Origin of the sequence: Metabacillus sp. YM-086 (assembly GCF_048059995.1) — a bacterium.
Classification (GTDB): Bacteria; Bacillota; Bacilli; order Bacillales; family Bacillaceae; genus Metabacillus; species Metabacillus litoralis_B.
Genome location: NZ_JBLUOI010000018.1, coordinates 38,355 through 48,418, shown reverse-complemented (window position 1 = coordinate 48,418; position 10,064 = coordinate 38,355). Strand labels below are relative to the sequence as shown.

Here is a 10,064-nt window from a genome sequence, read left to right as displayed (position 1 = left end):
GTAGTGAAAATGAGTCTCGATAGTAGGAGAATCGGGACAGAAAGAAGAGTGAGCAATGAGTATGTGTCTCGATAGTGGCCAAATCGGGACAGAAAGAAGAGCAGGTAGTGAAAATGAGTCTCGATAGTGGGAGAATCGGGACAGAAAGAAGAGTGAGCAATGAGTATGTGTCTCGATAGTGGCCGAATCGGGACAGAAAGAGGAGCAGGTAGTGAAAATGAGTCTCGATAATAGGAGAATCGGGACAGAAAGAAGAGTGAGCAATGAGTATGTGTCTCGATAGTGGCCAAATCGGGACAGAAAGAAGAGCAGGTAGTGAAAATGAGTCTCGATAGTGGCCGAATCGGGACAGAAAGAAGAGCTGGCAGCCAAAATGAGTCTCGATAGTAGGAGAATCGGGACAGAAAAAAGAGCTGGCAGCCAAAATGAGTCTCGATAGTGGCTGAATCGGGACAGAAAAAAGAGCTGGCAGCCAAAATGAGTCTCAATAGTGGCCGAATCAAATCAGGAAAACGAGTTATTTGCCTTCAAACCAATAATTAATCATAAAAAAATCAAATATAGTTAAAGATACCATTATATGTAAATGGATATAAGGAGGTCTAATATGCTTCATGACATAAAATCACGAGTCGAACAATTAAATTGGGAGTCAATTCAACAAGTATTAGATGACCAAGGCTTTGCAAAAGTTCCACAACTACTAACAAAAGAAGAATGTGAGCAGCTCATTCAAATTTATTATGAGGAAGAATTATATAGAACAACTATTAATATGCAAAGATATCGCTTTGGGAGTGGTGAATATAAATATTTTACCTATCCATTGCCTGATATGATTCAAAGTTTAAGAGAAGCCTTTTATCCTGAGCTAGCAAAGACAGCAAATCGATGGTTAGGGTACTTAAAAAAACCAGAACAATATCCAGCTGAGCTGCAGGAGTTTATAAAAAGATGTGAGGAGCATGAGCAAACGAGGCCAACACCTTTAATCTTAAAATATGAAGAAGGCGGATTTAACTGCTTACATCAGGATTTATATGGAGATGTTTTTTTTCCTTTTCAAGTGGTTTTCATCTTAAATCAACGAGATGAACATTATACAGGTGGTGAATCTTTATTAGTTGAACGAATTCCACGTGCTCAAAGCAGAGGGCATGTTATTACACTTGATCAAGGAAGTGCATTAATTTTTCCAACAAATGAAAGGCCAGCTCTTGGTAAGAAAGGATATTATAAAAACAAAGTTCGGCACGGAGTGAGTACAGTAACATCTGGAGAGCGTTTTGGACTAGGAATTATCTTTCATGATTCAAAATAAAACACCTAAAACTAGTAAAGAAAAAACATTTTGAAAATGTAAAAATAAAGTAGTAGAAAAGCTGAAATGCTAGGTGTAAAATAAATTCAATCTTAGCATTCTTTTTGAATGAAAAGGTTTCAGTTCATTTGATTAATTCTATAAAAGGCGTGTTCTAATAACAAAACCTAATTTTTAAAAATTTAATAATAAGAGGTTGATGAAAGTTGACAATGGATGCTAATGAATTAACGATTAAAGAACAATCTATTTTTAATCACATTGGTAATAAAATTATGACAGATGATCGGGAAATTAAGATCATTGCACGATTAGAGGAACCCCTAATCGCCATTTTAGGAAATGTTTTAAGCGATGAAGAATGTGATGAACTAATTAGGTTATCGAAAGATAGAATGCGCCGTTCAAAGATTGGAAATTCACGTGAATTAGATGAACTAAGAACTAGCAGCAGCATGTTTTTTCAAGATGGTGAAAATGAACTTGTTACTAGAATTGAAAAACGAGTCTCTCAAATTATGAACATTCCGTATGAGCATGGAGAAGGCCTGCAAATTTTAAACTATCAAATTGGCCAGGAATATAAGGAACATTATGATTATTTTGCTTCAGCAAGTAGGCCTGTAAGTAATCCTAGAATTAGCACACTTGTTATGTACTTAAATGATGTAGAGGAAGGCGGGGAAACATACTTTCCCAAACTGAATTTTTCAGTTTCACCTCAAAAAGGGATGGCCGTGTATTTTGAGTATTTTTATGATAATCAAACATTAAATGAGTTAACTCTTCACGGTGGAGCTCCTGTTATTGTTGGAGATAAATGGGCGGCAACACAATGGATGAGAAGGAGACGAGTGAAAGAGTAAATTCTATCTTTTAAATAATAGATGAATGAAAAAGCGCATCTCTCTGAAGTGCGCTTTTTGTAATGAATAGACTGATAAACTTTTCCATGAAACTCGATTATTTTTTTACTAAACCAAGCTCAATAACTATGAGTCTTATTGAAAAATATGGTAACCTAAAACTATTACGAAAAAGGAGTGATTAGGTGTGGTTTCAATTCCGAATATAACCCTTAATGATGGTAGTACCCTTCCAGTCATTGGGTTAGGAACATATAAACTTAAAGGCAATCAAGGTGTAAAGTCTATCCAAAGTGCGATTGATGACCTTGGCTATCGACTGATTGACTCTGCTTATAATTATGAAAACGAAGGAACGGTCGGAGAAGCTGTTAGACGGAGTTCAGTTTCAAGAGAAGAATTACGAATTACATCCAAGCTTCCAGGTCGCTATCAGCAATATGAAAAAGCTGTTACAACAATTGAAGAGTCGTTATACCGTGCAAATCTTGATTATTATGATTTATATTTAATACACTGGCCCAATCCGAAGCAAAATCTATATGTAGAAGCATGGCAAGCATTAATAGATGCAAAAAAACAAGGATTGATTCGTTCGATTGGTGTTTGTAATTTTTTACCGGAACATATTGAACGTCTTGAAAACGAAACAGGGGTGAAGCCAAGCATCAATCAAATCGAACTTCATCCGTTTTATAATCAGGCTGAATTAAGAAAATGGCATGAAGAAAATAGTGTTCAGATTCAGTCGTGGAGCCCGTTAGCACGAGCTAATGACGTGTTACAACATCCTACATTGAAAGAGATTGCTGATAATCATAACAAATCGGTTTCCCAAATTATTTTACGATGGCATTATCAGCTGGGGGCAGTTAGTATTCCGAAATCAGCATCTAAAGAACGACAACTCGAGAATATCTTCATTTTTGACTTTTCGTTAGATGAGACTGAAATGAGTATGATCTTAGAATTAACTCAACCCGATGGAAGAATTAATAATCAAGATCCTGCTGTGTATGAGGAGTTTTAATTTAAAAGGTGCAAAGAACGATCTTTGGGTACTTAGTTAAAAAGTTACAACGAAAACACTGTTTCCTTGTAAACGCTATCCTATTGTGGGAAAATCGGTAAGGATACATATCCAAACCTGTATGTCGGTTACATAACTAGATAGACAAACAACAATATAAAGTAGGTTTTTAAAAGGAGGATATCCATTCATGAGGACAATGAAACTTGGAAAAAGTACGTTAGACGTGCCTGTTGTCTCAGTAGGTTGTATGCGTATTAATTCACTTGAAAGAAACGAGGCAGAGCACTTCGTCCAAACAGCAATGGAATTGGGCGCAAATTTCTTTGATCATGCCGATATTTATGGTAGAGGAGAATGTGAAGAAATCTTTGCTGATGCCATTCATATGAACGATGATGTTCGAGAAAAAATCATCCTACAATCCAAATGCGGGATTCGTAATGGAATGTTCGATTTTTCTAAAGAGCATATTTTAGAATCGGTTGATGGAATCTTAAAACGCTTAAAAACTGATTATTTAGATGTTTTGATGCTTCATCGTCCAGATACATTAATGGAGCCAGAAGAAGTAGCGGAGGCATTCGATATTCTTGAAAGCTCAGGAAAGGTACGTAATTTCGGTGTTTCCAACCAAAATCCAATGCAGATTCAACTGCTTAAAAAGTCAGTTAAGCAAACAATTGTTGCGAATCAACTGCAATTAAGTATTACAAACGCAACGATGATCTCAAACGGATTTAATGTGAACATGGAAAATGAGGCTGCTGTGAATAGAGATGCTAGTGTTCTTGAGTTTTGCAGATTGCACGATATTACCATTCAACCATGGTCTCCGTTTCAATATGGATTCTTTGAAGGCGTATTCCTAGGCAACGAAAAGTTCCCGGAACTAAATCAAAAAATCGATGAAATTGCAAAAAAATATGAAGTAAGCAATACAACGATTGCGATTGCATGGCTATTACGTCATCCAGCCCAAATGCAGCCAGTAATCGGTACAATGAATGAAGGCAGATTAAAAGATTGCGTGAAAGCAAGTGAAATCAAGCTTACACGTGAAGAATGGTATAGTATTTTCCGCGCAGCTGGTAATGTGCTTCCTTAATGAATAGGTAGATATAAAAGAAAAAGCATCCTAAAGTCTTCATTGACTGAAGGGTGCTTTTGCTAATGGCTTGAAACATCTATTTAATCCCGAGTGAAAGTATCTCATTGTTATTCGACAAACTTCGGGGAGTGACAGGCACTCCCTCCCTACCCCACCTTCACTTCTTCAACCTCAACCTCGGCAGAACTCTTTTTTCCCACCGCTAATAACAAAATCATACCGATAATACTAAGAGCACCAATCCATTGAAGAGATCCAAATGGTTCTTTTAGCCAAATGACTGTGGTGATGACAGCTGCAAGTGGTTCTACGCTACTTAAAAGACTTGTTTCTTTTGGAGATAAGCTTTGTAAGCTTTCAATATAAAACCAAAAGGCAAACATTGTGCCAAAGATAATGACAAAAAGAAAGTAAAGATAGGCCTCGAGTGGTAAAGTTGCTAGTTCTATTTTCCATGGTGGATGGATCATACTTAATGCTAAACCACCTATGATCATAGCCCAACCTACAATGACTAATGTATCAAATTTCTTAAGTAGGGGAACAGCGTATAATGTATAGAAAGCAAGTGCTACACCTGATAGTATTCCCCAAATGACAGCAAGTGGGGGGACAGACAATTGAGAAAAAGATCCATTTGTTAATAAGAAAAATGAGCCCAATAAAGCAAGAAAAACAGTGATGGTATCCTGTCTTGATAGCACAGTTTGTTTTCGAAAAATGTAATAGATAATAATCATAACTGGTGCCAAATATTGTAGGAGGGTGGCGACTGCTGCATTTCCATATTTAATAGAGGCCATGTATGTGTATTGAACGGCTAACATACCGAGTATCCCAAAAATTAAGAGTTGTATGGCTGTTTTTTTTGTTTTCCACACTCCTAGTATTTGTGACCGATCTTTACGAAAGTATTGAACAGATAAAAGTAACATACCAGCAATAAGCAATCGTGTAGTTACGAGCCAGTTAACATTAACGGCATATTGCTGAAAAAGCTTTTGTGCTACCGTACCTCCAACACCCCAAAAAATGGCTCCTGTTATCACAAGCAAATATCCAATTTTTCTAGAAGATGAGTTCATTTGTATTGACCACCTCAAAATATAATAATAGTGTAATAATAAGCTGAAAAACAACTGAAATATACTTAAATTGAATCAAAAAGTATCACAATATTGAGGTGATGGATGTATGCAGATTAAAAATTTTAAAATAGATAAAAGTTTAAAAGAACTGACGAAGCATCGGACGGTTGAATTACCCATAGCGTGCTATGAAACAACGATTAACAAAAATATTAATGGATATATTCCTCTTCACTGGCATGAAGAACTTCAATTTGTTTTTATTTTAAAAGGTGAGGCCACTTTTCAAATAAATGAAGAAAGCTTAAGTGTGAGAGAAGGAGAGGGGCTTTTTATAAATAGTGAATGCTTGCATATGGCGGAGGATAAGGATCATTCAGGATGTGTATATCTTTGCTTGAATGTTTCTCCACATTTTCTTTTACCACAGGAGCTCTATGCAACCTATGTTTCACCTTATCTACGAGCAACCAATCTATCATATTTACTATTAAATTCTGATGAGGTCTGGGGTGAAAATATTTTAAGTGCCATTTTTACCATTCATCAATTGATCCATCAAAAAGCACCTTACTATGAAATGGATGTATCTATTTCCTTAACTTCTCTATGGAAGAACCTCATCGTTAATGGTTTCAAATTGGAGTATGATCAGGTTGAGGTTCAAAAAAATAAACGTATGAAGGAAATGCTAAACTATGTTCATTCTCACTTTGCTGAAAAATTAACATTAGATGATATCGCCAAGGCAGGTCAGTTAAGTCGTTCGGAATGCTGCCGTTACTTTAAACGAACCTTAAAAACAACACCATTAAGCTATGTGACGGATTATCGCATTCAGAATAGCTTGATCTTACTCCAACAAACTGAGTTAAACGTAACAGAAATTGCCTATCAAGTAGGCTTTAACAGCACAAGCTATTTCATTGATAAATTTCGAAAAACAACGAACATGACTCCGTTGGCATATAAAAAATATAAGCTAAGGGAAAAAGGGTAAGGGATTAGTGCAAGTAGCCTCCATTAATAGTGTGAATAAATGTCGTATTTAGCAAAAGCTTCCATGATATCACCCAATAATTTGACTATCATCAATTGGGGCCTGAACATAAACAACTCTTATAAAAAGTTAGCAGAATCCTTGAAGTGAAGAAAGTAAAAATAGTAGAAACATCACCTATTTGGTGGTGTTTTTTTAGCTTGATCACCTTCAAAGTATCTGTCTTATTTTGTAGATTTTTAGTAAAATGCCGTTTATCCTTCCTGAATGTAATAAATTGTTGGTTGTTCTACCGATTCTCTTGTTTCTACACAGTCTTCTTGAGAGGTATGAATGTTTAATAATAGTAAAATAGAGAATGAGCATACTATGTATTTCTGTTTAAAGGAGACTTTAAAAATGCGGCAATTAAGTTATAATCAACTATTACATGCCTATGAGGATGCTGTTCTTTATGAATTAGATCATAACTTTATCATGATGTTAAGAGAAGAAATTGATCGTAGGAACCCTGATAGGGCGAAAAGTAAGATCATTTCTGAATCAGTGTTTAAAGCAAGTAATACGTAAAAAGCTTCAACTAGTATTGGTTGAATATCTTGTTTATTCATGCAGTTGGTAATATTTCCTACTAAGTAAGCAATTTTATCATGTTACAATATAATAGGAGATTCAGTTAAAAGTAGATGATCAACCGGTGAAGGAGGTCATGTCGTGGATCCCAAAATTAAGGTAGTTATTGCAGAAGACAACTTTGATTCTCAGCAAATCATCAGTGCCTTCTTAGAGCCACTGGATAGCTTTGAGGTTGTTGGGATAGCTGAAGATGGTGAGAATTTATTGGATATTAATATAAATAAAAAGCCTGATCTTATTATTGCTGATATTCATATGCCAAAATTAAATGGTATTGATGCCATTTCATCATGTCTTAAAATTTCCCCTGAATTACAATTTGTTTTTATTACGGCATATGATCAGTATGCTGTAAGTGCTTTTGATTTACATGCTGTTGACTATGTGATGAAACCTATAAAAAAAGAGAGGTTATATATCGCGCTAGAAAGAGCTAAAAACGCATTACTTTCAAATCAAAAGGTAGAAAGAAAACAAATTTTACCGATAACCGTAGACCGTACCTCACATTTTATTCATTTTTCTAGAATCGTTTTAATAGAAAAAGATAGTCGAAAAACCATTATTCATACAGTAGATCAGAAGTATGAAACAAATGAGTCGTTAGATACAATTTTGCAAAAGCTGAATCATGACTTCTTTAGAACACATCGGTCGTTTATCGTGAATTTAAACTATGTATCACATCTAACATTTGAAGGTGATACACATTTTGTGCATTTTCGAAATTATCCCCATTACGCCCATGTATCTAAACTTCAGAAAAACAAGTTATATCATGCACTTTCATTTGAAAACTCTAAATAACTCCATGAGGGAGATACTTAGAGTTTTTTTATGTATTTTACAGATTAAGAGGCTTATTTGCTGTTCCAATTTATGAATTTATAAGACTTGAAGTTTTTGTTAAATTTATGAACTACTTCCAAAGATATTTTCTTCTACGATAACAAATGATTGATTAACATAGTAACTAGATTAGGACGGGGGATGGCAAATGAAAGAAAGAAAAACACCTAAGTGGGAAAGTGTGCCTTTTTTAAAGGAGTTTACTAATAATTTAGATGGAAAAGGTGCTCACATTTTATATATGTTTAATGATGAGAAAAAGTATCTGGAGCATGCTTATCAATTTATTAGTCAAGGTATACAACATCAGGATAAAATCTTGTTTGTAGAAGAAAAGAGTGTATATAAAACTCTATCTGACCTTTTAGTAAGTAGTGGATATTCAGAAGAAGAAATGAACTTAGTAGATTACATGCCTATTGATGACTTTTACCTTTCAGAAAAAGGATTTGAGGCAGATGAGAGTTTTAAGCAGTTAAAGGAAATATTGCAGATAAATGTTGAAAAGGGAATAAGAACACGAACTTGGGGACAAGTATTAGCGGATGATTCTTCAATAAGTGAAATAAGGAATTATGAGAGTCAAGTAGATCGACTATTGCAGGGAAGTAATACGATCTCGGTGTGTGCTTATAATGCCTTTATTACACCTGCTTTTTTTCAAAATGAGTTATTAAAAATTCATGAGTATGTCATGGTGGATGAAGCAATTGAGAAGTCCCCTTTTTATCATACAAAATATATTTCATTTTCAGCAGCAGAAAGAGAGAGGGTCCAACAATTAGAAACAGAAAATAATTTGCTGAAAAAGAAAAATGAAGAGCTGTTAATTGGGAATGCCCGTCAAATGGAGCGTGAAAAGTTTCTTGAATTAGAAAAATTAAATGCAGAGAAAGCTAATCTTGCAAAAACCGTCTTTTTATCACAAATGAGTCATGATTTGCGAACTCCTCTTAATACGATTCAAGGTTACTCACAAATTCTTTTGATGAATAAAAATTATCCAGATTTGAATCAAAAAATATCTAGAATCTATAATGCATCTGAACAATTACTGAATTTAATAGAGGAGATATTAGATTTTACGGCTATTGATACGGGTAGAGTGAATATTCACAAAGAAGAAATTCAAGTCAAATCTTTTCTAGAAGATTGTGTAGGCTCTATTCTTGAAACAAATACCTCTGATATCGATATCCATTTAGAAGGTGTTCCATCAGAGCTTTTCATAGAAGCAGACCCAGTTCGTTTTACACAAATTATTACAAATCTATTGGATAATGCTTTGAAGTATAACAGAACAAATGGAACGGTTCATATTTATTGTGATGAGGAAACTGATAGTGAAGAAGTAAAGATTAATGTTAAAGACAGTGGAATCGGAATCGAGCAAGAAGATCTTGATCTTATATATGAGCCTTTTTATAGAAGTAAAAATACGATGAATAACTGGAAAGGTACAGGTATCGGGCTAGCGATTGTATCACAGCTAACAAAGAGAATGAATGGTAACTACGGTGTGACAACAGAAAAGGGGAAAGGCTCAACTTTCTGGGTTTCTTTTAAAAAGTTGAATAAACAGTCTGAAGTATGTGGGCAAAATATAGATGAAGAGCCATTGATCCCATTAAGCCAACCTTTACGAGTTTTATATATTGAGGATAACACCGACAATATTGACGTAATGAGATCAATGCTACGTATCATTCAAACGATCGATTTACAGTGTGTAACGTCTGGAAAAGATGGAATAAAACAAGCCATAGAACTAAAGCCTGATATTATTTTACTAGACATTACGTTGCCGGATATGAATGGGCTAGATGCATTAAAGCATATTAAATCAAACCCTATATCAAAGGACATTCCTGTTATAGCTGTTAGTGCGGATGCAATGGAATCTACGATAAACCAGGCTTCTGAAGAAGGCTGTTATGCTTACATTAAAAAACCAATTCACATAGAAGAAATACGTAATGTGCTTGAGAGTACGATTAAGTATATCGCCTATAATCGAGAGAATACTGTTATATAGTTTATATAGCTAGAAAGTATAGCCATTATGGTTATGCTTTTTTCTATGTTCTAAGGGTAAAGTATGTTTTCATTGTGACACCATTAGAAGAGGATTATAATGGTCATAATGTCATTATTAGGGTAAAA

At 34.8% G+C, this 10,064-nt stretch carries 9 protein-coding genes; 8 read left to right on the top strand and 1 reads right to left on the bottom strand.

From position 1 onward, the window contains the following. Positions 1-607 precede the first annotated feature (607 nt). From ACEWK1_RS10325 to ACEWK1_RS10310, 4 genes are all read left to right on the top strand, one after another. The gene (locus ACEWK1_RS10325; protein WP_416636170.1) at positions 608-1,321 is read left to right on the top strand and encodes a 2OG-Fe(II) oxygenase; all 714 of its coding nucleotides are present in this window, start codon (positions 608-610) and stop codon (positions 1,319-1,321) included. 212 nt (positions 1,322-1,533) lie between these two features. Continuing rightward, the gene (locus tag ACEWK1_RS10320; RefSeq protein WP_212137818.1) at positions 1,534-2,187 is read left to right on the top strand and encodes a 2OG-Fe(II) oxygenase; all 654 of its coding nucleotides are present in this window, start codon (positions 1,534-1,536) and stop codon (positions 2,185-2,187) included. A 187-nt stretch (positions 2,188-2,374) separates the two neighbouring features. Beyond that, entirely contained in the window at positions 2,375-3,217 is an 843-nt protein-coding gene (locus tag ACEWK1_RS10315; RefSeq protein WP_212137512.1) for an aldo/keto reductase, read from the top strand. A 190-nt stretch (positions 3,218-3,407) separates the two neighbouring features. Then, on the top strand, positions 3,408-4,325 hold the full coding sequence (locus tag ACEWK1_RS10310) for an aldo/keto reductase (protein ID WP_416636168.1): 918 nt from the start codon (positions 3,408-3,410) through the stop codon (positions 4,323-4,325). Positions 4,326-4,474: 149 nt separating this feature from the next. Here ACEWK1_RS10310 and ACEWK1_RS10305 read toward each other — a convergent pair whose 3' ends face one another. Beyond that, positions 4,475-5,413, bottom strand: a complete 939-nt coding sequence (locus ACEWK1_RS10305; RefSeq protein ID WP_212137516.1) for an EamA family transporter — start codon at positions 5,411-5,413, stop codon at positions 4,475-4,477. Positions 5,414-5,522: 109 nt separating this feature from the next. On the opposite strand from ACEWK1_RS10305, the gene ACEWK1_RS10300 reads away from it, so the two are divergent. The 4 genes from ACEWK1_RS10300 (at position 5,523) to ACEWK1_RS10285 (ending at position 9,936) form a co-directional block, all read left to right on the top strand. After that, positions 5,523-6,416 (top strand): AraC family transcriptional regulator, encoded by an 894-nt coding sequence (locus ACEWK1_RS10300; protein ID WP_212137518.1) that lies wholly within the window; start codon positions 5,523-5,525, stop codon positions 6,414-6,416. A 399-nt stretch (positions 6,417-6,815) separates the two neighbouring features. Beyond that, on the top strand, positions 6,816-6,986 hold the full coding sequence (sda, locus tag ACEWK1_RS10295) for a sporulation histidine kinase inhibitor Sda (protein WP_162987459.1): 171 nt from the start codon (positions 6,816-6,818) through the stop codon (positions 6,984-6,986). Between the two features lie 144 nt (positions 6,987-7,130). After that, complete coding sequence (locus ACEWK1_RS10290) at positions 7,131-7,859, top strand: LytR/AlgR family response regulator transcription factor (RefSeq protein ID WP_121663418.1); 729 nt, start codon at positions 7,131-7,133, stop codon at positions 7,857-7,859. A 190-nt stretch (positions 7,860-8,049) separates the two neighbouring features. Beyond that, positions 8,050-9,936 (top strand): ATP-binding protein, encoded by a 1,887-nt coding sequence (locus tag ACEWK1_RS10285; RefSeq protein ID WP_416636166.1) that lies wholly within the window; start codon positions 8,050-8,052, stop codon positions 9,934-9,936. Positions 9,937-10,064 lie beyond the last annotated feature (128 nt).

What these genes read in the sequence shown, in the direction of transcription:
- ACEWK1_RS10325 (WP_416636170.1), top strand. Translation starts at nt 608, where the DNA reads ATGCTTCATGACATAAAATCACGAGTCGAACAATTAAATTGGGAGTCA.
- ACEWK1_RS10320 (WP_212137818.1), top strand. Translation starts at nt 1,534, where the DNA reads ATGGATGCTAATGAATTAACGATTAAAGAACAATCTATTTTTAATCAC.
- ACEWK1_RS10310 (WP_416636168.1), top strand. Translation starts at nt 3,408, where the DNA reads ATGAGGACAATGAAACTTGGAAAAAGTACGTTAGACGTGCCTGTTGTC.
- ACEWK1_RS10305 (WP_212137516.1), bottom strand. Translation starts at nt 5,413, where the DNA reads ATGAACTCATCTTCTAGAAAAATTGGATATTTGCTTGTGATAACAGGA.
- ACEWK1_RS10300 (WP_212137518.1), top strand. Translation starts at nt 5,523, where the DNA reads ATGCAGATTAAAAATTTTAAAATAGATAAAAGTTTAAAAGAACTGACG.
- sda (WP_162987459.1), top strand. Translation starts at nt 6,816, where the DNA reads ATGCGGCAATTAAGTTATAATCAACTATTACATGCCTATGAGGATGCT.
- ACEWK1_RS10285 (WP_416636166.1), top strand. Translation starts at nt 8,050, where the DNA reads ATGAAAGAAAGAAAAACACCTAAGTGGGAAAGTGTGCCTTTTTTAAAG.